Below are 20,124 nucleotides of genomic sequence, written 5' to 3'. Positions count from 1 at the left end.
GCGGCGGCATCACAGCAGGTAGCGCATCTTCACCTGCTGCCGTTCGCCCGCGCCGGTCACGCTGAAGCGCGCACTCGCGAAGCGGGGCGGGCCGAAGCGGATCGGCGGGTTGCGCGAGAAGCCGAAGCCCTCGCGCGGGATGCCGGCGATCGTGTCGAGCTTGCCGTTGCCGTTCTCGTCATGGATCACCGCGATCGCATAATCGCCGTGCGGCAGCCCGGCGAACCGGATCGCGCCGCCATCCGCCGGCGCGGTCCGCCGGGTCGATTCGGCGGTGTCGACGCATTGCGGGAAATTGTCCGCCACCGCGGTCAGGCACACGCGCACCAGCCCCTTGGCCGAACGCAATCCGCCGATATCGAGCGACAGGTCAGCGACCGGCGCCGCGCCGCCGAGCATCGTCAGCGCGAGCGCGCCCAGCCCGAGCCGCCGCGCGGGCATGATCGCGCGCGAAGTCGCCCAGGCCGCGATCGGTGCCGCAGAGCCGGTCCCAAACCCGGAAATAAAGCCCATAATTGCCCTCATACTGCTGGTGGTGGCGCTGGTGATGGCTCGCGGTGATGATCCAGCCCCCGATCGGCCCCCGCCATAGCGCCGCCGGGAACATCTCCCAGCCCATGTGATTGGTGACGCCCATCACCGTCATCACCGTCAGCACGATCGCGAGGCCGATCGGATGGATCGGCACGAGGAACACGAGCAGCGGAACCACCAGCGCGCCACTCAGCGCCTCGATCGGGTGAAACGCCATCGCCGCCCAGGCGGTGGGCGGGCGGCTGGCATGGTGCGCGGCATGGGCGATGCGGAACACGCGCGGGCGGTGCATCCAGCGGTGGGTCCAGTAGAACCAGGTGTCATGCGCGGCGAGGTACAGCAGCACCGACACCGGCAGATACCATAGCGGCCAGGCGTGGAGATCGGCGTAAATCCGCGTCCAGCCGCGATTCTGCCATCCCCAGGCGACCACGCCGGCGGGCACGCCGTAGATCGCCGCCGAGGCGAGGCTCCAGCCGATCTCCCGGCGAATTTGCGGATCGAGCCCGGCGTACAAACCCGGATGGCGCAGCCGCGTCGCCGCCGCGAACGCGCCGCTGACGACCAGATAGCGCACCCCGACGATCACCGACATCGCGAGCGCCGACAGGAGGATGGTGAGGATTGCTGCCACGCCGCTCGCCCTACACGATCGCGGCGCGATTTGCACCGCCGCGTGAATCGGCTAGGGGCCGGCGATGTCCGAAGTCCACCATTGCGACCTCGCGATCGTCGGCGGCGGTCTTGCGGGCGGCCTGCTCGCGCTCGCCCTGCACCGCGTCCGCCCCGATCTCGATCTGCGTATCGTCGAGGAAAACCCGCATCTGGGCGGCAATCACGTCTGGTCGTTCTTCGCGAGCGATGTCGCGGCGGCGGACCGCTGGCTGGTCGCCCCGCTCGTCTGCCACGGCTGGTCGCGCTATGAGGTCGCCTTCCCCGCGCACCGCCGCGGCATCGCCCAGACCTATTATTCGGTCGAATCGGAGCGGCTCGACCAGGTGCTGCGCGGCCGGCTCGCGCCGCGCGCGCTGATGACCGGACGGCGCGTGACCGATCTCGCGCCGACCGCGGTGATGCTCGCGGATGGCGACCAGATCTCGGCGCGGGGCGTGATCGACGCGCGCGGCCCCGCCGATCTCACCCGGCTCGATCTCGGCTGGCAGAAGTTCGCCGGCTGCGAGGTCGAACTCGCCGAGCCGCACGGCCTCGCCCAGCCGATCGTGATGGACGCGACCGTGGCGCAGGAGGACGGCTATCGCTTCGTCTATTGCCTGCCGTTCGCGGCGACGCGGATGTTCGTCGAGGACACATATTACAGCGACACGCCCGATCTCGACGGCGCGCTGCTGGCCGAGCGAATCGACGCCTATGTCGCCGCGCGCGGCTGGCTGCCCGAGCGCGTGCTGCGCGAGGAGACCGGCGTGCTGCCGGTCGCGATGGGCGGCGATTTCGAGGGATATTGGCGCAGCGGCGGCGCGGGCATCGCCAAGGCGGGGATGCGCGCAGGGCTGTTCCATCCGATGACCGGCTATTCGCTGCCCGATGCGGTGCGGCTCGCGGCGCTGGTCGCGAAGGCGAGCGATCTGTCGGGCGCGGCGCTGCACGATCTCACGCACCGCCATGCGCAACGGCTGTGGCGTGCGCGCGGCTTCTATCGTATCCTCGCGCGCATGCTGTTTCGCGCCGCCGACCCTTGGGAACGATACCGCATCCTCGAACGCTTCTACCGCCTCGATTCCGATCTGATCGGACGCTTTTACGCAGGGACGACGACGATGACGGACAAGATGCGCATCCTGTCCGGCAAGCCGCCGGTGCCGATCGGCCGCGCGATCGCCGCGCTCGCGGGGTCGCGCTGATGCCGCCCGCCGCCCGTTCCGCGATCGTCATCGGCGCTGGCTTCGGCGGCCTCGCGCTCGGCATCCGCCTGCAATCGGCGGGGATCGACACCACCATCGTCGAGGCGCGCGACAAGCCGGGCGGCCGCGCCTATGTGTGGGAACGCGACGGCTTCACCTTCGATGCCGGCCCCACCGTCATCACCGATCCGGCATGCCTGCGCGAGCTGTGGGGGCTGAGCGGGCGCGACATGGCCGAGGACGTGGCGCTGGTGCCGGTGATGCCGTTCTACCGGCTCAACTGGGCGGACGGCGTCAGTTTCGATTATTCGAACGACGACCCCGCGCTGACCGCCGAGATCGCGCGGCTCAACCCCGACGATGTCGCGGGCTATCGCAAGTTCCTCGATTATGCCGCCGGCGTGTACGAGGAAGGCTATGTCAAGCTCGGCGCGACCGCGTTCCTCGATTTCGCGGCGATGATAAAGGCCGCGCCCGCGCTCGCGCGCTATCAGGCGTGGCGCTCAGTCTATTCGGTGGTGTCGTCGTTCGTGAAGGACGAGCATCTCCGCCAGGCCTTGTCGTTCCACACGCTTCTGGTCGGCGGCAATCCGATGACGACGAGCGCGATCTACGCGCTGATCCACAAGCTCGAACGCGACGGCGGGGTATGGTTCGCGAAGGGCGGGACCAACCGGCTGATCGCGGGCATGGTCACGCATTTCGAGCGGCTCGGCGGCGTGGTGCGGCTCGGCGACGCGGTGACGAGCATCGAGACGGTCGGGGACCGCGCCACCGGCGTCACCACCGCGAGCGGATGGCAGGCGCAGGCCGACATGATCGCGTGCAACGGCGACGTGATGCACATCTACCGCGATCTGCTCAAGACCTCGCGCAGCGCGCAGCGCACCCGGCAGCGGCTGGAGGGCAAGCGCTGGTCGCCGTCGCTGTTCGTCGTCCATTTCGGCATCAAGGGGACGTGGCCGGGCATTCCGCACCACATGATCCTGTTCGGGCCGCGCTACAAAGGGCTGCTCGCGGACATCTACGATCATGGCGTGCTGCCCGAGGATTTCTCGCTGTACCTCCACCACCCGACGGTGACCGATCCGAGCCTCGCGCCCGAGGGGCATTCGACCTTCTATGCGCTCGCGCCGGTGCCGCACATGGGCAAGTTCCCGGTCGATTGGGCGGAGATCGCGCCGGTGCTGGAAAAGCGCATTCTCGACGAGGTCGGGCGGCGGCTGATCCCCGATATCCACGACCGGATCGTCACCAAGTTCAGCTACACGCCGGCGGATTTCGCGGGCGACCTCAACGCGCACCTCGGCAGCGCCTTTTCGCTGGAGCCGATCCTGACGCAAAGCGCCTGGTTCCGCGTCCACAACCGCGACGACCAGATTCCGAACCTGTATTTCGTCGGCGCCGGCACGCATCCGGGCGCGGGGATTCCCGGCGTGGTGGGAAGTGCCAAGGCGACGGCGGCGTTGATGCTGGAGGACTTGAAGTGAAAAGTCTCGTCGCCCCGGCGCAGGCCGGGGCCGCCGCGTTACTGAGCGTGGCCGTCGTTTCGAACGATTACGCAACGGCCCCGGCCTGCGCCGGGGCGACGCTGTGAAACGCCTCGCGGTGTACTGCGGGTCGGCCTCGCCGGCTGATCCGGTTTATATCGACTCCGCCCGCCAGGTCGGCCGCGCGCTCGCCGAGCGGGGGATCGGCGTGGTCTATGGCGGCGGGCGGCTCGGGCTGATGGGGGCGGTCGCCGATGGCGCGCTCGAGGCGGGTGGCGAGGTGATCGGCATCATCCCGACCGCGCTGGTCAGCGCCGAAGTCGCGCATCGCGGCTGCACCGAACTGCGCGTCGTCGAGACGATGCACCAGCGCAAGCAGGCGTTCACCGATCTCTCGGACGGGTTCATCAACCTGCCCGGCGGCACCGGCACGATGGACGAATTGTGGGAAGCGCTCAGTTGGGCGCAGATCGGCTATCACGCCAAGCCGGTCGGGCTGCTCAACGTCGCGGGCTATTACGATCACCTGATCGCGTTCGTCGCCAAGATGGGCGAGGTCGGCTTCCTGCGGCCGCAGCACCAGCGCATCCTGATCGTCGATGACACGCTAGACGGGCTGCTCGCGCAGATGGCGGCGCACGAACCGATCGAGACGATCACCAAGATGCGCAAGGCGGATCTGTAAGCCGTGCCGTCCCCTCCTCCGTCCGGGCTGAGCGGGTTTTGAGCGTTTCGGAACCCACCCGCGCCGAGACGGTCGCCGCGGCGCAAGCCTCGATCGCGCACGGCTCGAAGAGCTTCGCTGCCGCGAGCCGGCTGTTCGACCGTCCGACGCGCGAGAAGGCGTGGCTGCTCTACGCCTGGTGCCGCGCCTGCGACGATATCGCCGACGGGCAGGAACACGGCCATGCGATGCGCCGTGTCGCCGATCCGGCGCCGCGCCTTGCCCAGATCACCGCCAAGACCGACGCCGCGCTGGCCGGCGCTCCCGTCGGCGATCCGGCCTTCGACGCGCTGCGCATCGTCGCCGGCGAGACCCGGCTGCCGCACCGCTTCGCGCGCGATCTGATCGCCGGCTTCGCGCTCGATGCCGAGGAATGGCGACCGCGCGACGAGGCCGACCTGTACCGCTATTGCTACCATGTCGCCGGCGTGGTCGGCTGCATGATGGCGATCGTGATGGGGGTGTCGCCCGAGGACGATGCCACGCTCGACCGCGCCTGCGACCTCGGCATCGCCTTCCAGCTCGCCAACATCGCGCGCGACATCGCGGAGGATGATCGCGGCGGGCGCTGCTATCTGCCGCAAGCGTGGCTCGCCGAAATGGACATCCCGCCGGGCGAGCATATGAAGCCGCCGTTTCGCGACCGGATCGCGGTGCTCGCGCGCCGCCTCGCCGACCGTGCCGCGCTGTACGAGGCGAGCGCGCGGCAGGGCGCGCCGGCGCTGCCGTTCCGATCGGCCTGGGCGGTGCTGTCGGCGGCGGCGATCTACGGCGCGATCGGCCGCGCGGTCGCCGCGCGCGGCGCGCGGGCGTGGGACAGCCGCGTCACCACCTCGCGCGCGGACAAGGCGCGCTTCATCCTGCGCGCGCTCGGCCAGGCGCGCGGGCGCGCGCGCATGACGATCACGCCGCGCCCGGCGGATCTTTGGACACGGCCGCGCTGAGCTTCGCTTTCACGCGCCGCGCCGACACTGGCGAGGCGCGGGTCTCAGAGCTTGCCGAATTGCGCCTCATACGCGGCGCGATCGCCCGCGACGAGCAAGCGCGCCTGCTCGATCCAGCGGTCGCGCGCCATGCGCCCCTGAAACGCGCCGAGCCGCGCGTCGAGCGCTTCCGCTTCGGCGGGGGTGAGATCGGCGATCTGGTCGACGCGGGTGTAGCCGAGTTCGGCCAGCGTCGCCGCGAGCTTGGGGCCGAGCCCCTTGAGCTGGGTGAGGTCCGAGCCGCCTGCGGAGGTCGACGCGGGTGCGAGTGCCGGCGGAGCGGCCGGCGCCGGCTCGGGTGCCGCCCCACGGGCGGGCTCGGGTACCCGCTCTGACGCCGGTTCTGGCGCCGGTCGGGGCGGGGCGGCGGGCACGGCCGGAACGTCGTCACCCATCGGCGATCGCGTCGTCGGCGGCGCGGTCGCGCCGGCTTCCTCGGCGATCTCGCGATTCTCGGCGACCTGCCGCTCGGCGCGGCGGCGGCGGCGCACCAGCACGCCGCCGCGCCAGATGATGAGCAACGCGGCGAGCGCGAGCACCACCATCAGCGCGATGTGGACCGCCGTGATCGGCCCCATCGCGTCGATCGACGCGGTGCTGTGCTGGGCGCTCGTCGTGGTATCCATAGCTATGCTCCCTGGGCGTCAGCCCGTCCTAACGCACGAGCGCGGCAAAGCGCTACCGCGCGAGCGCCTCGGCGATCAACCGGCGTGAATTGGCGATGCCGTAGAGTGCGATGAAGCTGCCCATGCGCGGCCCCTGGCTCGATCCGAGCAGGGTTTCGTACAGAGCCTTGAACCAGTCGCGCAACGTCTCGAAGCCGCCCGAGCCGTCGAACTGCGCCTTGCCGATCTCATAGACGATGTTCTGGATCGTCTCGGCATCGGCGTCGGCCGGCAGCGCCGCCAGTTCGGCGTCGAGCCGTTCGAGCGCGGCGCGCTCGACCGCATCGGGCGCGCGCTTCACCAGCGTCGGCGCGACGAAATCGCGGCCATAGGCGATCGCATAGCCGATCAGCCGGTCGAGCTCGGGATAGGCCTCTGGCGTCGCATCGGGCACGTAATTGGCGAGATAGCCCCACACCTGCTCGGCGGTCGCCTCGCCCATCACGCTGACGAGGTTGAGCAACAGCCCGAACGTCACCGGCAGCGTCCCCTCGGGCAGCTTCCCATCATGGATGTGGTGGACCGGGTTGCCGAGCCGCTCCTTCACGCCCTGCGTCGGATAATTGGCGCGGAACTGCCAATATTCGTCGACCGCGCGCGGGATGACGCCCATGTGGAGCGACTTGGCCTTCTTGGGCTCGCGATAGGCGAAGAAGGCGAGGCTCTCGGGGCTGCCATAGGTCAGCCATTGCTCGATCGAGAGGCCGTTCCCCTTCGACTTGGAGATCTTCTCGCCCTTCTCGTCGAGGAACATCTCGTAGTTGAACCCCTCGGGCGGGCGGCCGCCGAGCACGCGGCAGATCTTCGAGCTTTGCGTGACCGAATCGATCAGATCCTTGCCCGCCATCTCGTAATCGACGCCGAGCGCGACCCAGCGCATCGCCCAGTCGACCTTCCATTGCAGCTTGGCATGGCCGCCGAGAATCGTCTGGGTGATCCGCTCGCCGTCATCCTCGAACGCGATCAGACCGGCGTCGGCATCGACCACCTCGACTGGCACCTGGAGCACGATGCCCGACTTGGGGCTGACCGGCAGCACCGGCGAATAGGTCGCGCGGCGATCGGCGCCGAGCGTCGGCAGCATCACGTCGAGGATCGCTTGATAGTGGCGCAGCACCGCCTTGAGCGCATCGTCGAAACGGCCATCGGCGTAATAGTCGGTCGACGAGGCGAATTCATAGTCGAAGCCGTAAGCGTCGAGGAAGGCGCGCAGCCGCGCGTTGTTGTGCGCGGCGAAGCTCTCGTGCGTGCCGAACGGATCGGGGATGCGCGACAGGGGCTTGCCGAGATGCTCGGCGAGCATCGCCTTGTTGGGGACGTTGTCGGGCACCTTGCGCAACCCGTCCATATCGTCGCTGAACGCGATGAGGCGGGTCGGCTGGTCGCTGAGCGCATGGAAGGCATTGCGCACCATCGTCGTGCGCAACACTTCGTTGAAGGTGCCGATGTGCGGCAGGCCCGAGGGGCCGTAGCCGGTTTCGAACAGGATCGGCGCGCCGCCTGGCTTGCCGTCCGGATAGCGTTTGAGGAGCTTGCGCGCCTCCTCATAGGGCCAAGCTTTGGATTCGAGGGCGGCGGCGCGGAGGTCTTCTGTCATGGTACGATGCCGACTAGCGCTAAGTGACTCGCGCGTCACCCCCGTGGCGATACCGCGCCGAAGCGCGGCATCGTCCGGTCCATCACGCCATGATCTTGTCGAGCGCGGTGCAGAATTCCTTCATCTCGGCGGCCGAGCCGACGGTGATGCGGCTGACCGTCGGCCAGATCGGCCACGAGCGGCCGATCTCGACGCTCTGCTTGCGGAACGCGGCCTGCACGTCGCGCGCCGGCTTGGTCTTCCAGTCGATCATGAACATGTTCGCCTCGGTCGGCTTGACCTCGATCCCCTTGTATTTCTTGAGGTGATCGAGCGTCAGCCCGCGCGCGGTCCGCATCTCGGCGCGGCGGGCGGCGATCAGCGGCGCGGCGGTGAGGCTGGCGGTCGCGCAGGCGAGCGACGGCAGCGGCAGCGCGCCCGACTGCATGCCGCCGTCGTAGCGCATCATCTTCATCAGATTGTCCGGGTTGGTCATGATGAAGCCCATCCGCATGCCGGCCATCCCGAAGATCTTCGAAAAGGTCCGCATCACGATCACGTCCTTGCGCTTGGGCGCGAGGTACGATGCGGTCGGCACGCCGGCGAAGTGGGTATAGGCCTCGTCGATCAGCACCACCGCGTCGGCGGGCTTGTTGTCGAGCAGCCACTCGATGTCGGCGAGCGGGGTGATCGTGCCGGTCGGGTTGTTGGGCGTGCAGATATAATAAAGCCCGGCGTTGGGATCGGCGGCGACCATCGCCTTGACGTCGTGGGTATAGTCCTTGGTGAGCGGCACCGCCTTGACCGGCACCTTGAGCCACTGCGCGGTGCGCCCGGCGAGTTCGAAGGTCGGATCGGCGGTGACGAGGCCGCGCCCGGGCGAGCAGAAGGTCACGACCGCGCGCGACAGCGGATCACTCGATCCGGGCCAGGGCGCGACATGATCGTAGGGCACGCCCTCGACCGCCATCACCGCCTTGATGAAGTCGCCACGCTCGTCGTGCGGCGCATAGCGGTTGCCGCTGGCGATGATCGCCGCCGCCGCTTTCTGACCCGGTGCGAACGGGCCGGTCCAGCATTCGTTCGCACCGATCCGCACGCGCGCGGTGGGTGCGGGATCGGGCACGCCGCCCGACGCCCAGGCCGGGCGGCCGAGCGTCGCCACCGCCGCGCCGACCCCGAACACCGCCGCGATCCGCGCGAGATCGCGCCGGCCGAAGCCGCGGCCCAACAGATCGTCCTGAACCTCTTCCGTCACCATCACGCTATCCGACATGGTTTTGCCCCTGAGAAAAAGTGAGAATTGCCAATAGATCGTTGAGCGATTCAGCGCAGATGCAGCGCCTTCATGAACATCGTCATCGAGATTACGACGAGATACAGGCCGAACACCTTCTTGAGCGGCGCTGCCGGCAGATTGTGCGCGACCGCGACGCCGTAAGGCGCGGTCAGGATCGACATCGAGGCGATCGCGAAGGTCGCCGGCAGATTGACGTAGCCGAGCGATCCCCACGGCAGGCCCTTCTCGCCGAAGCCGGTGATCATGAAGCCGATCGCGGTCGGGATCGCGATCAGCACGCCGATGCCCGCCGCGGTCGCGATCGCCTTGTGGATCGAGCGGCCGCACAAGGTCATCACCATGATCGCGATGCTGCCGCCGCCGATGCCGAGCAGCGAGGAGAAGGTGCCGAGCCCCCCGGCGATCGCGACGCGCGGCGCGAGGCCCGGCATGGTATCGGAAATAACGAAGTTGCTGAGCTTGGGCACGAGGAAGTTGACCGACATCAGCAGCACGCCGATCGCGAAGATCAGCAGCAGGATATGCCCGTCGACATGGTCCGCCAGCACGACGCCGGCGGCATCGCCCAGCACCAGCCACGGCGCCCAGGTCTTGAGCACTTCCATATCGACCGCGCCGCGCTTGGCGTGCGAGCGGAACGAGCGGATCGAGGTGACGATGATCGTCGCCGCCGACGTGCCGATCGCGACATGCGCATATTGCGATTTGTCGCCGCCGAGCAGCGGCAGCAGATACACCAACGCGGGCACCACGATGAAGCCGCCCCCGACTCCGAATATGCCCGCCGTGAACCCGGCCGCGAGCCCCGCCGCCAACAACGCCACCAGCGGGACGAGCCACGCCGTCATTTCCACCGTCATCAAGAACAACCCCCTTGTCGATCGTTCGTGCGCCTGTTCCGGCGCCGCGCCCCATTGTAACGAATCACCCAGAGCGAACCGCCATCGGAAATATCCTGCGGCAAAAGTTTTTCTGGGTAGGGCGTTGTTTTGCGCCGCAGCATCAAAGTCAACTCAATATGATTGCCCGACAGGAAAACGCGACGATCGGAGCGGGGCTGTGGCGCATTGGGCACAGCGCGGCGCGTGGCCGCATGTCCAGGCGGTTTTCCGGCCGACGCGCGCCGGCGCTTCGCGCGACTCGGCGCGGTGCGGGCGTGTCGGTGTCGGTCGGGCGGCTCAGCCCGCCGCGGCGGCCCGCAGCAGCATCGGGAAGCCGACCTCGGGCACGAAGCGCGCGCCGATTTGCGGCTCGTGCGTGACGGTCCGGTTCCGCCCGGCGTCCTTGGCCGCGTACAGCGCCGCGTCGGCGCGGGCGGTGACGTCCAGGAAGAAGCGGTCCGCCGCCTCGCTCGCCGCGACGCCGAAGCTCGCGGTCAGCGGTGCGGCGACGTCGATCGCGCCCCGGTCGGCGGCGGCGAAGCGCTGGCCGATCACGCCCGCGAGCCGCGCGCCCTCCCCCGCCCCGGCGCCGGGCAGGAAGATCGCGAACTCCTCGCCCCCGGTCCGCGCGGCGACGCCGCCGGGGGGCAGCGCGGCGGCGATGATCGCGGCCAGCCCGGCGATCACGCCGTCCCCGGCGAGATGCCCGAAGCGATCATTGACGCTCTTGAAATGGTCGATGTCGCCGATGATCATGCAGCCCTCCAGCGGCAGCGCCGCCAGCGCCTGTTCGAAACCGCGCCGGTTGAGCAGCCCCGACAGCGGATCGGTGATGGCGTCGCGCGCATAGCCCGCGACCACATCGAGCAGGATCGCCGCGAGCGCCGCCAGCCCCCACACCATGCCGAGGATCGCCGCGACCGACTGCATCTCGAACCCGTAGATCGTGCGCAGATAGGCCGGATGCCCGGCGAGCAGCACGAGCGTGACGAACACCCCGCGCCCGGTGGTTTCGAGCGCGACCAAAGCGGTGATCGCGAACAGCAGGCGATCGATCTTCAACGTGACGCGGCGGCGCATCGCGATCAGCACGGGCAGCAGCAGCAGCCCGCAACTGATATCCGAAGCGACATATTCGAGCGGCTGGTTGCGCGGGCCATAGATCGCATAGCCGCACAGCGCCATCGTCGCCGCGGCGATGCCCAGCCGCGCGAGGCGGTGGCGATGCGGCCTGCCGATGTGGTGGAGCAGCCCCTGCCCATAGCCGAGGAACGACAGCGCGAAACAGCCGTCGGCGCCCAGCGCGCCGAGCGGAGCATCCTGCACGCTCTGCGGGAACAGCGGCATCGCGAAGCCGACCGCGCCCCACAGGAATCCGAACGCCCACCAGGCCGCGCCGCGCCGATACCAGCGCCACACCAGCCCGAACACGATCGTGAAGATCGCCATATAGGCGGGCAGCAGGAAGGCGAACGGACTGTCCATCGTCAACTGCCGCCGTCTGCCCCCTGCCCCGCCCGACTGCTAACCATAGTTGGTTAACGAAACGTTTGCCAGCGGCGCGTCAGTTCGCTGCCGCCACCGCCTCCAGCGCGGCGTCGATCGCCGGGGTGGCGCTCGCGCCCTCGGGAATGTCGTTGGCGAACAGGGCGAAGGTCAGCGTGCGCCCGCTCCGGGCGATCAGCCAGCCCGACAGCGCCGAGGTCGCGTTGAGGCTGCCGGTCTTGGCGAACAGCCGATGGTCGAGCGGTGTGCCGGCGAACCGCCGCGCGAGCGTGCCGTCGGCCCCGCCGACCGGCAACGTCTCGCGCCACGCAGCGCCCCAGCGCTGGCCGGAAATCCAGCGCAGCAGCGCGACCATGCCGCGCGGGCTGACGCGGTTGTAGGTCGACATGCCCGATCCGTCGTAAAGATCAAACGCGGCGCGCGCCACGCCCGCCTCCGCCAGCATGCCGCGCACCGCCGCCTGTCCGTCGGCGATCGCGCCGCCGCCCCGCACGCGCCCGATCCGCCGCAGCAGCAGTTCGGCGTGGAGGTTCTGGCTGGTCTTGTTGGTGATCCGCACGTCCTCGGCGAGCGGCGGCGGCACCAGCCGCGCCAGCGCCGGCGGCTCGGGCGGGTGCGCGATCGCCGCGCCGCCGCGCCGGGCGGGATCGTCGCCGGGGCCGGGCGGCCGGTGCCGCGCCGTCGCGTGCCCGCTCACCGTCACGCCCCGCGCGCGCAACAGGGCGCGAAAAGTCCACGCCGCGTACTCGGCGGGATCGTCGATGCCGAGGCGGTCGCGCAGCGGCGCGGCGCCGCGCGCGATCGTGCCGGTGATCCGCAGCACGGGGCGGTTCGGCGCGCGCTCGAAGCCGATCGCGGTCGCGCCGCCCGCCACGGTGATCGCGGCGTTCTCCACCGTGTAATACGGGGCGACCGTGACGCGCGGTGCCGCGCCGAGCGTGGCGGCGGGCGTCACCGTGATCGGAAGTTCGTTGTCGTCGAGCGTCAGCGCCGAAACACCGGTGCCCGAGCGGGTCTGGATGGTGTTCCAGCTCATCCCGGGGCTCCAGCGCAGGTCCGGGAACCAGCTATCGTCGCCGATCACATCGCGCACGACCCGCGTCTTCGCCGCCACGGCGTCCGCGAGCGTCGCGAGGCAATCGACCGTGCAACCGGCGGCGCTCGACAGCCGCGCGTCGCCATGCCCGGCGAGCACCACGTCACGCCCCTCGATCCGCACGCTCGCGCCGCCTTCGATATCGGGCCGGGTCAGATCGCCGAGCGTCGCGAACGCGGTCGCGGTGGTGAAGATCTTGGTGTTCGAGGCCGGGACGAAGCGATCGTCGGGACGGACCGCGACCAGCCCGCGCCCATCGGCATCGACCACGAGCAGCCCGATTCGCGTGCCCGCCGGCGCGGTGGCGAGCGCCGCCGCGACGCGTGCGTCCACCGCCTCCGGTGCCTGCGCGGCGGCGGGGACGAGACACAAGCCGAGACACAGGGCGAGACACAGGGGCAGCGCGCGCTTCATGCGCGGCACCGTAGCGCCCGATCACGGCACCGCAAACTTGACGCGGACTCCGTCCCGCGCGATGATCGGACGGAACCAACAGCCAACATTCAGGGAACTTCGAAGCATGGCGAGCCGCGTGCAGCCGCCGCTATGGCGTGAGACGGTGAAGGCTGGGGCGGTGCGCAGCACCCGCGTGATCGGCGCGATGGCGATCCTGATCGCCGTCGTCGCGTTCGTGATCGCGCTGGCGAGCTATCATTCGGGCGATCCCTCGTTCAACACCGCCTCGGCGGGGCCGGCGCGCAACTGGCTCGGCCCGGTCGGCGCGTGGAGCGCGGACCTGATGCTCTTCCTGTTCGGCCCGCTCGTCGTGCTGATGCTGCCGGTGCTGATGCTGATCGCGCTGCGGCTGTGGCGCGACGTGCCGGTCGGGCGCTGGCGGCTGATGCTGCTGCTCGCGACCGCCGGCGTGGTGCTGATGGGGACGACACTCGCGCTGATCTCGGCGACGGCGGTGCTGTGGCTGCCCGCCGGCTGGGGCGGGCTCGCGGGGCTCGCGATCGCCGAGTCGCTGCGCTTCGCGGTCGGCTTCGTTCCCGATCAGCAAGCGATGCTGTGGACGGCGCGCGCGCTGGGCGCGCTGATCGGGCTCGCCGGGCTTGCGTGCTGGGCGTCGAGCTTTGTCGTCGGGCTCGACGGCGCGAGCATTCCGAGCCGCATCAAGGCGCTCGCCGACCTGCGCGAGCGCGACCGTGACGGGCTGATCGAGGACGTGCCCGATCGTGTCGTCACGCGCGATCCCGCCGATACGCCGCGCATCAGCGTGCCGCGCCCGGTCGCCATGCCGGACGACCGCCCCGCGCCGGTCATCAGCGACCGCACGATGGCGAGCGCGGCGCCGCCGCGCCCGCGCGCGCAGCAGACCTCGTTCGATCTCGGCGACAGTTCGCAATTGCCCTCGATCGACCTGCTCAAGCCGGCCCCGCCCCCGACCGGCGGGCCGATCGACAAGGCCGCGCTCGAACGCAACGCCCGTCTGCTCGAATCGGTGCTCGACGACTTCCATGTGAAGGGTTCGATCGTCAACGTCCGCCCCGGCCCGGTGGTGACGATGTACGAACTCGAGCCGGCGCCCGGCATCAAGGCCAACCGCGTCATCCAGCTCGCCGACGACATCGCGCGCAATATGTCGGCGATCTCGGCGCGCGTCGCGACGATTCCCGGGCGCACCGTGATCGGCATCGAACTCCCCAACGCGCGCCGCGAGATGGTGGGCCTGCGCGAACTGATCGACGCGATCGAGGACGAACCCGGCTCGCTGCCGCTCGTGCTCGGCAAGAACATCGCCGGCGACGCGGTGATCGCCAACCTCGCGCCGATGCCGCATCTGCTCGTCGCGGGCACCACCGGCTCGGGCAAGTCGGTGGGCTTGAACAGCATGATCCTGTCGCTGCTCTACCGGCTCCGCCCGGACCAGTGCCGGATGATCATGATCGATCCCAAGATGCTCGAACTGAGCATGTACGACGATATCCCGCATCTGCTCTCGCCGGTCGTCACCGATCCCGCCAAGGCGGTGCGCGCGCTCAAATGGGCGGTCGAGCAGATGGAGGATCGCTACCGGCAGATGTCCTCGGTCGGCGTGCGCAGCCTCGCCAGCTTCAACGACAAGGTCCGCGCCGCCAAGGCCAAGGGCCAGCCGCTCGGGCGCAAGGTCCAGACCGGCTATGACCCCGAAACCGGCGCGCCGACCTATGAGGAGGAGACGCTCGACTATCAGATCCTGCCGCAGATCGTGGTGATCGTCGACGAACTCGCCGATCTGATGATGACCGCCGGCAAGGAGGTCGAGTTCCTCATCCAGCGGCTCGCGCAGAAGGCGCGCGCGGCGGGCATCCACCTCATCATGGCGACTCAGCGGCCCTCGGTCGACGTCATCACCGGCGTCATCAAGGCCAACCTGCCGACGCGAATCTCCTTCCACGTCACCTCGAAGATCGATTCGCGCACCATCCTCGGCGAACAGGGCGCCGAGCAACTGCTCGGCAAGGGCGACATGCTCTACATGCCCGGCGGCAAGGGCATCGTCCGCGTCCACGGCCCGTTCGTGTCCGACGACGAAGTCCATGCCGTGGCTGACCATTGGCGCTCGCAGGGGCGGCCCGATTACATCCAGTCGGTCACCGAGGAGCCCGAGGAGAGCTTCGCGATGGACGGCGCGCCCGCCGGCGAGGATTCGGCCGAGGACCAGCAATATCGCAGCGCGATCCAGTTGGTGTGCGAAAGCCAGAAGGCGTCGACCTCGTGGCTCCAGCGCCAGCTTCGCATCGGCTACAACTCGGCGGCGCGGCTGATCGAGCGAATGGAGAAGGACGGCATCGTCGGCCGCCCCGACCATGTCGGCCGCCGCGAAGTGCTGCGCGACCGTGAGGGAAATCCGGTTTGAGGCGGTGAGATTTCCCCGTTCGTGCTGAGTAGCGATTGAGTAGGGCCAAAGGCCCGTATCGAAAGCGTGTATCGAAGCACGGTAATCGCGCGGGGCCTGTCCTTCGATACACCACCTCGATACGCCCTGCGGGCTACTCGGTGGTTACTCAGGACGAACGGGGGATATGCACGGTCCTGAGGCATCGATTTCCGCATCGACTGCGGCGGGCACGCGATCCGCAGCCTCTGTTGACGATGGTTCAGAGCGGGTTCAAGCCGCGCCGCGTAAGCGCGACCGCAGAATTTCGGGAGTTTTGACATGATCCGTTCTCCGGCCTGGGCGCTGCTCGCGGCGCCCGCCCTCATCGCCGCCGCGCCCGCGAACGAGGATCTCGCGCTCGTGCAGAAGCATCTGCGCAGCATCCAGACGATGACCGCCGCCTTCACCCAGACCGACCGCAACGGCAAGGTCGTGACCGGCACGCTGACGCTCAAGCAGCCCGGCAAGATCCGCTTCCAATATCAAAAGGGCGTGCCGATCCTGATCGTCGGCGACGGCAAGGCGCTCACCTTCATCGATTATTCGGTGCGGCAGGTGCAGCGCTGGCCGATCGGGTCCACCCCGCTCGGCGTGCTGCTCAACCCCGATCGCGATATCGGCGGCATCGCGCATGTTGTCGACAGCGGCGATCCGCGCATCGTCTCGATCGACGCGACCGACCCCAAGCACCCCGAATATGGCCGCATCAATCTGGTCTTCACGCGCGACCCCGCCGCACCGGCGGGGTTGCGGATGGAAGGCTGGGTCGCGCTCGATTCGCAGAACAACCGCACCACCATCCGCCTGTCCGACGAACGCTTCAACGCCCCCGTGTCGGACGGCATGTTCCGCTGGAACGACCCGCGCAGCAAATCGCCCAAAGGCTGAGCTTCCCCGCGCAACACAATATTTCCAGGGGGAAACACAATAACGCGAATGTCATCCGAATCCGGCCCGGCCGTTCATAGTGGCGACAGGTTCGGGGGCCTAGATCGGTCTTGCGGTTGCGGGGACTTCGAGATTTCCCCCTGTTGCTCGAAGCTCCGCTCCCCGCCTGCGTGACGAACGCCGGTCGGCCCTCGCTCCATGCCCCCGGAGCGAGGGCCTTTCCTTTTAGAGTATCGCCCGTTCGTCCTGAGCGAAGTCGAAGGACGTGTTATAGGCGGTGCGCTTGGGACGCGCACTTCGACTCCGCTCAGTGAGGACGGTGGCGCGCAAACAACCGCGCTGGCGCCGCGCCGCCGCGATAGCTACATGCCCGCAATGCCTTCCTCCGCCGCCGACACGCTCAAGATCGTCTCCTGGAACATCAATTCGGTGCGGTTCCGCATCGAGATCGTCGAACGCTTCCTCCGAGACGTCGCGCCCGACATCCTGTGCCTTCAGGAGACCAAGGTGATCGACGGCGATTTCCCCGCCGCCGCGTTCAAGGCGCTCGGCTACAAGCATATCATGCTCCACGGCCAGCGCATGCACCACGGCGTCGCGATCCTCAGCCGCGTGCCGCTGGTCGAGGACGACCGGCTCGATTGGCAGGCGAATCGCGAGGCGCGGCATATCGGCGTGCGGCTGGCGAACGGGATGCGGATCGAGAACGTCTATGTGCCGGCCGGCGGCGACGTGCCCGATCGCGACGTGAACCCCAAGTTCGGCCAGAAGCTCGATTTTCTCGAGCGGATGACCGCCTGGTCGCAGAGCCTGACCGCGCCGACGCTGCTGGTCGGCGATTTCAACATCGCGCCGCTGCCCTCGGACGTTTGGGGGCACAAGCAGTTGCTCGGCACGGTCAGCCATACGCCGATCGAGGTCGAGGCGCTCGACCGGCTCAAGGCATCGAATAGCTGGGTCGATCTCGGCCGGCATTTCCACCCCGCGCCGGCGCGTCTGCATACCTGGTGGAGCTACCGCTCGCCCGATTTCACCGTCAACGATCGCGGGCGCCGGCTCGATCATATGTGGGCGACCGCCGAGGTCGCGGCCAAGGCGGTGTCGCATACCGTGTTCGAGGATTGCCGAAGCTGGCTCAAACCCTCCGATCACGTGCCGATCATGACCGAGTTCGCGGCATGAGCGACGCGCGCCTCACCGCGCTCGCGATCGACGCGCTCCGGCGCGGCTGGCCGATCGCGATTCGCGGAGCCGACGGCGATCTCGCGCTGCTGCCGATCGAGACCGCCGACCCCGCCCGGCTCGCCGCGTTCGATTCCGAGGGCCGCGCCCCCGTGCTGCTCAGCGCCGGCCGCGCGGCGACGCTCAAGCTCGCCAACCAGCGCGACGCCGCCGTGCCCGACGCGCCGGTGCTGATCGAGCGCACGCGCTGGCTCGATTTCGCGGCGGCGACCGCGCTCGCCGATCCGCAGTTCGATTTGCAGAACCCGCTGATGGGTCCGTTCCGCGCGGTCCCGCTCGGCGAGACCGCAGCGGCCGGCGCGGCGCTCGCGCTCGCGCGGATCGGCGGGATGCTGCCGGCGTTCTTCGCGCTGCCGGGCGGATCGGCGGCGCTGACGATCACCCCCGCCGACATCGCCGCGCATGAGGACGCCGCGCGCCTCACCATCGCCACCCACGCGCGCTTGCCCGTCGCGGGCGCGGAGCATGCCGAGATCTACGCGTTCCGCACCCCCGAAATGCCCGGCGAGCATGTCGCGCTGTTGATCGGCACGCCCAACGGCAAGCCGCCGCTGGTGCGGCTGCACAGCGAATGCCTGACCGGCGACGTGCTCGGCAGCCTCAAATGCGATTGCGGACCTCAGCTCGACGCGGCGATAGCGGCGATCGCGGAGAGCGGCTGGGGCATCCTGCTGTATCTGCGGCAGGAGGGGCGCGGCATCGGCATCATCAACAAGCTGCGCGCCTATGCGCTCCAGGATCAGGGTTTCGACACGGTCGATGCCAACACGCGGCTGGGCTTCGCGGTCGATTCGCGCAACTTCGCGGTGGCGGCGCGGATGCTCGCGCTGCTCGGGCAGGATGCGGTGCGGCTGCTCACCAACAACCCCGAGAAGGTCGCGCAGCTCGAAGCGGCGGGCATCACCGTCACCGAGCGCGTGCCGCACGTGCTGCCCGCCAACCCGCACAACGAACGCTATCTCGCGACCAAGCGCGACCGGACCGGGCATCAGTTCTGATCTGCTCCCTCTCTGATCAGGAGAGGACACGAGGGCAGAAAGTACCGGGCTTCGCACCTTTTGCCCCTCCCTGGAAGGGAGGGGTTGGGGGTGGGTTGCTCTCCGTATTAGGCGACGGCATCCTCATGCGATGCCTCGAATAGCCCCTCACATGACGGCAAACGCTCGCCTGTTGCGCGACGCCGCAACTGCGGAGGAGCGCGCCTTGTGGTCGCGCCTTCGCCACCTGCGTCCCCGCTTCACGCGACAACTTCCGATCGGCAGCTATATCGTCGACTTCGCGTGTCGCTCGATCAAATTGGCGGTCGAACTCGACGGCAGTCAGCACATCGATGCCGTCGCTTATGACGACTCGCGCACGCTATTCATCGAGAGCCTTGGCTGGCGTGTCTTGCGATTCTGGAACAGCGAGGTTCGCGAGAATGCCGATGGCGTGGCTGAAGCGATCATGGCAGCGGTCGCGCATCGTTTCGGGCCGACCCACCCCAAACCCCTCCCTTCCAGGGAGGGGCTTTAGTCTAGCGCCCGACGACAACCGCCCCACCTTCCCGAACGCCCCGCGCATCCCCATCTCCGCGCACCTCGCTCGCGCGATTTTGCCGGCGGGAGGGTGCGGATGTCACACGCACCCGCTAAGGGAGCGTCATGACCGAAATCACCGTCGCTGCGCTGCAGCTCGCCTTCAGCAACGATATTGATGACAATATCGCCCATGTCTCAGAACTCGTCCGCGAGGCGGCGGGTAAGGGCGCGCAGGTGATCCTGCCGCCCGAGCTGTTCGAGGGCGAATATTTCTGCCGGGTCGAGGACGAGGGGCTGTTCGCCACCGCCAAGCCCACCGCCGAGCACAAGGCGGTGCTGGCGATGCAGGCGCTCGCCAAGGAGCTGAACGTCTATATCCCGACCAGCTTCTTCGAGGCGGACGGGCCGCATCACTACAATTCGCTGGCGATGATCGGCCCCGATGGCGGGGTGATGGGCGTGTACCGCAAGAGCCACATCCCCGATGGGCCTGGCTATGAGGAGAAATTCTACTTCCGCCCCGGCAATACCGGCTTCAAGGTCTGGCCGGGTCCGCAGGCGACGCTCGGCGTCGGCGTGTGCTGGGATCAATGGTATCCCGAGACCGCCCGCGCGATGATGCTGATGGGCGCCGAGATCCTGTTCTACCCGACCGCGATCGGCAGCGAGCCGCACGACGCCGATCTCGACACCTCGCGGCTGTGGCGGCGCGCGATGATCGGCCATGCGGTGTCGAACGTGGTGCCAGTGGCGGCGGCGAATCGAATCGGCACCGAACATGGCCAGACCTTCTACGGGCACAGCTTCATCTGCGACGAGCGCGGCGATCTGGTCGCGGAGTTCGGCGCGGGCGAGACGGGCGTGCTGACCGCGCGCTTCGATCTCGATCGCGTCAAGCGGCACCGTGCCGCATTCGGGTTTTTCCGCGATCGCCGGCCCGAGCTGTACGGGCGGCTCTCGCAGGACGTGTGAACGCTATCATCGGCCCGGTTCCGCA

Annotated in this window: 18 protein-coding genes; 10 read left to right on the top strand and 8 right to left on the bottom strand. The window is 68.7% G+C overall.

All coding sequences use genetic code 11. From position 1 onward, the window contains the following. Positions 1 to 9 precede the first annotated feature (9 nt). Both PX554_RS08885 and PX554_RS08880 read right to left on the bottom strand, forming a co-directional pair. Complete coding sequence (locus PX554_RS08885) at positions 10 to 441, bottom strand: DUF2141 domain-containing protein (protein ID WP_093225126.1); 432 nt, start codon at positions 439 to 441, stop codon at positions 10 to 12. Beyond that, positions 371 to 1,129, bottom strand: a complete 759-nt coding sequence (locus tag PX554_RS08880; protein WP_275501005.1) for a sterol desaturase family protein — start codon at positions 1,127 to 1,129, stop codon at positions 371 to 373. Before PX554_RS08880 ends, PX554_RS08885 begins: the two co-directional genes overlap by 71 nt. 103 nt (positions 1,130 to 1,232) lie before the next feature. On the opposite strand from PX554_RS08880, the gene crtY reads away from it, so the two are divergent. The 4 genes from crtY (at position 1,233) to PX554_RS08860 (ending at position 5,551) form a co-directional block, all read left to right on the top strand. Continuing rightward, entirely contained in the window at positions 1,233 to 2,393 is a 1,161-nt protein-coding gene (gene crtY / locus PX554_RS08875) for a lycopene beta-cyclase CrtY (protein ID WP_275500800.1), read from the top strand. Further along, positions 2,393 to 3,883: a phytoene desaturase gene (locus PX554_RS08870; RefSeq protein WP_093225061.1), complete on the top strand. Its 1,491-nt coding sequence runs from the start codon at positions 2,393 to 2,395 to the stop codon at positions 3,881 to 3,883. The genes crtY and PX554_RS08870 overlap by 1 nt, the downstream gene beginning before the upstream one ends. A gap of 103 nt (positions 3,884 to 3,986) precedes the next feature. After that, on the top strand, positions 3,987 to 4,568 hold the full coding sequence (locus PX554_RS08865; RefSeq protein WP_093225060.1) for an LOG family protein: 582 nt from the start codon (positions 3,987 to 3,989) through the stop codon (positions 4,566 to 4,568). A gap of 38 nt (positions 4,569 to 4,606) precedes the next feature. Beyond that, complete coding sequence (locus PX554_RS08860; protein ID WP_275500797.1) at positions 4,607 to 5,551, top strand: phytoene/squalene synthase family protein; 945 nt, start codon at positions 4,607 to 4,609, stop codon at positions 5,549 to 5,551. A gap of 44 nt (positions 5,552 to 5,595) precedes the next feature. On the opposite strand, the gene PX554_RS08855 is transcribed toward PX554_RS08860, so the two are convergent. The 6 genes from PX554_RS08855 to dacB all read right to left on the bottom strand — a co-directional run bounded on the left by PX554_RS08855 (position 5,596) and on the right by dacB (position 13,028). After that, entirely contained in the window at positions 5,596 to 6,216 is a 621-nt protein-coding gene (locus PX554_RS08855) for a hypothetical protein (RefSeq protein ID WP_275500795.1), read from the bottom strand. 52 nt (positions 6,217 to 6,268) lie between these two features. Continuing rightward, a complete protein-coding gene (locus PX554_RS08850; protein WP_275500794.1) occupies positions 6,269 to 7,852 on the bottom strand; it encodes a lysine--tRNA ligase in 1,584 nt (527 codons plus the stop codon). 82 nt (positions 7,853 to 7,934) lie between these two features. Next, positions 7,935 to 9,107 (bottom strand): pyridoxal phosphate-dependent aminotransferase, encoded by a 1,173-nt coding sequence (locus PX554_RS08845; RefSeq protein ID WP_275500792.1) that lies wholly within the window; start codon positions 9,105 to 9,107, stop codon positions 7,935 to 7,937. A gap of 50 nt (positions 9,108 to 9,157) precedes the next feature. Beyond that, on the bottom strand, positions 9,158 to 9,991 hold the full coding sequence (locus tag PX554_RS08840; protein ID WP_275500791.1) for a sulfite exporter TauE/SafE family protein: 834 nt from the start codon (positions 9,989 to 9,991) through the stop codon (positions 9,158 to 9,160). A 318-nt stretch (positions 9,992 to 10,309) separates the two neighbouring features. Next, complete coding sequence (locus PX554_RS08835) at positions 10,310 to 11,497, bottom strand: diguanylate cyclase (RefSeq protein WP_275500787.1); 1,188 nt, start codon at positions 11,495 to 11,497, stop codon at positions 10,310 to 10,312. A gap of 79 nt (positions 11,498 to 11,576) precedes the next feature. Beyond that, positions 11,577 to 13,028, bottom strand: a complete 1,452-nt coding sequence (gene dacB / locus PX554_RS08830) for a D-alanyl-D-alanine carboxypeptidase/D-alanyl-D-alanine endopeptidase (protein ID WP_275500785.1) — start codon at positions 13,026 to 13,028, stop codon at positions 11,577 to 11,579. A gap of 106 nt (positions 13,029 to 13,134) precedes the next feature. Here dacB and PX554_RS08825 point away from each other — a divergent pair, with 106 nt between their 5' ends. The 6 genes from PX554_RS08825 (at position 13,135) to aguB (ending at position 20,099) form a co-directional block, all read left to right on the top strand. Further along, entirely contained in the window at positions 13,135 to 15,456 is a 2,322-nt protein-coding gene (locus PX554_RS08825; protein WP_275500782.1) for a DNA translocase FtsK, read from the top strand. Positions 15,457 to 15,756: 300 nt separating this feature from the next. After that, the gene (locus PX554_RS08820; protein WP_093225049.1) at positions 15,757 to 16,365 is read left to right on the top strand and encodes a LolA family protein; all 609 of its coding nucleotides are present in this window, start codon (positions 15,757 to 15,759) and stop codon (positions 16,363 to 16,365) included. Positions 16,366 to 16,731: 366 nt separating this feature from the next. Continuing rightward, positions 16,732 to 17,547 carry an exodeoxyribonuclease III gene (locus PX554_RS08815; protein ID WP_275500779.1) on the top strand — a complete coding sequence of 272 codons (816 nt, stop codon included), beginning with the start codon at positions 16,732 to 16,734 and terminating at the stop codon, positions 17,545 to 17,547. Beyond that, positions 17,544 to 18,605, top strand: coding sequence for a GTP cyclohydrolase II (gene ribA / locus PX554_RS08810; RefSeq protein ID WP_275500776.1), 1,062 nt, complete (start codon positions 17,544 to 17,546; stop codon positions 18,603 to 18,605). Before PX554_RS08815 ends, ribA begins: the two co-directional genes overlap by 4 nt. 151 nt (positions 18,606 to 18,756) lie before the next feature. Beyond that, positions 18,757 to 19,122 carry an endonuclease domain-containing protein gene (locus PX554_RS08805; protein WP_420833434.1) on the top strand — a complete coding sequence of 122 codons (366 nt, stop codon included), beginning with the start codon at positions 18,757 to 18,759 and terminating at the stop codon, positions 19,120 to 19,122. A gap of 128 nt (positions 19,123 to 19,250) precedes the next feature. Continuing rightward, complete coding sequence (gene aguB / locus PX554_RS08800; RefSeq protein WP_275500771.1) at positions 19,251 to 20,099, top strand: N-carbamoylputrescine amidase; 849 nt, start codon at positions 19,251 to 19,253, stop codon at positions 20,097 to 20,099. Positions 20,100 to 20,124 lie beyond the last annotated feature (25 nt).

The sequence above is a fragment of the Sphingomonas pollutisoli genome, from assembly GCF_029167165.1.
GTDB classification, from domain to species: Bacteria; Pseudomonadota; Alphaproteobacteria; order Sphingomonadales; family Sphingomonadaceae; genus Sphingomonas; species Sphingomonas pollutisoli.
This window is presented reverse-complemented; position numbering and strand designations above follow the sequence as displayed.

Coding starts and splice junctions, on each gene's coding strand:
- PX554_RS08870 (WP_093225061.1), top strand. CDS start 2,393: ATGCCGCCCGCCGCCCGTTCCGCGATCGTCATCGGCGCTGGCTTCGGC.
- PX554_RS08820 (WP_093225049.1), top strand. CDS start 15,757: ATGATCCGTTCTCCGGCCTGGGCGCTGCTCGCGGCGCCCGCCCTCATC.
- ribA (WP_275500776.1), top strand. CDS start 17,544: ATGAGCGACGCGCGCCTCACCGCGCTCGCGATCGACGCGCTCCGGCGC.
- PX554_RS08815 (WP_275500779.1), top strand. CDS start 16,732: ATGCCCGCAATGCCTTCCTCCGCCGCCGACACGCTCAAGATCGTCTCC.
- PX554_RS08850 (WP_275500794.1), bottom strand. CDS start 7,852: ATGACAGAAGACCTCCGCGCCGCCGCCCTCGAATCCAAAGCTTGGCCC.
- PX554_RS08840 (WP_275500791.1), bottom strand. CDS start 9,991: ATGACGGTGGAAATGACGGCGTGGCTCGTCCCGCTGGTGGCGTTGTTG.
- PX554_RS08825 (WP_275500782.1), top strand. CDS start 13,135: ATGGCGAGCCGCGTGCAGCCGCCGCTATGGCGTGAGACGGTGAAGGCT.
- PX554_RS08835 (WP_275500787.1), bottom strand. CDS start 11,497: ATGGACAGTCCGTTCGCCTTCCTGCTGCCCGCCTATATGGCGATCTTC.
- PX554_RS08885 (WP_093225126.1), bottom strand. CDS start 441: ATGCCCGCGCGGCGGCTCGGGCTGGGCGCGCTCGCGCTGACGATGCTC.
- PX554_RS08855 (WP_275500795.1), bottom strand. CDS start 6,216: ATGGATACCACGACGAGCGCCCAGCACAGCACCGCGTCGATCGACGCG.
- crtY (WP_275500800.1), top strand. CDS start 1,233: ATGTCCGAAGTCCACCATTGCGACCTCGCGATCGTCGGCGGCGGTCTT.
- aguB (WP_275500771.1), top strand. CDS start 19,251: ATGACCGAAATCACCGTCGCTGCGCTGCAGCTCGCCTTCAGCAACGAT.
- PX554_RS08845 (WP_275500792.1), bottom strand. CDS start 9,107: ATGTCGGATAGCGTGATGGTGACGGAAGAGGTTCAGGACGATCTGTTG.
- dacB (WP_275500785.1), bottom strand. CDS start 13,028: ATGAAGCGCGCGCTGCCCCTGTGTCTCGCCCTGTGTCTCGGCTTGTGT.
- PX554_RS08880 (WP_275501005.1), bottom strand. CDS start 1,129: ATGTCGGTGATCGTCGGGGTGCGCTATCTGGTCGTCAGCGGCGCGTTC.
- PX554_RS08805 (WP_420833434.1), top strand. CDS start 18,757: ATGACGGCAAACGCTCGCCTGTTGCGCGACGCCGCAACTGCGGAGGAG.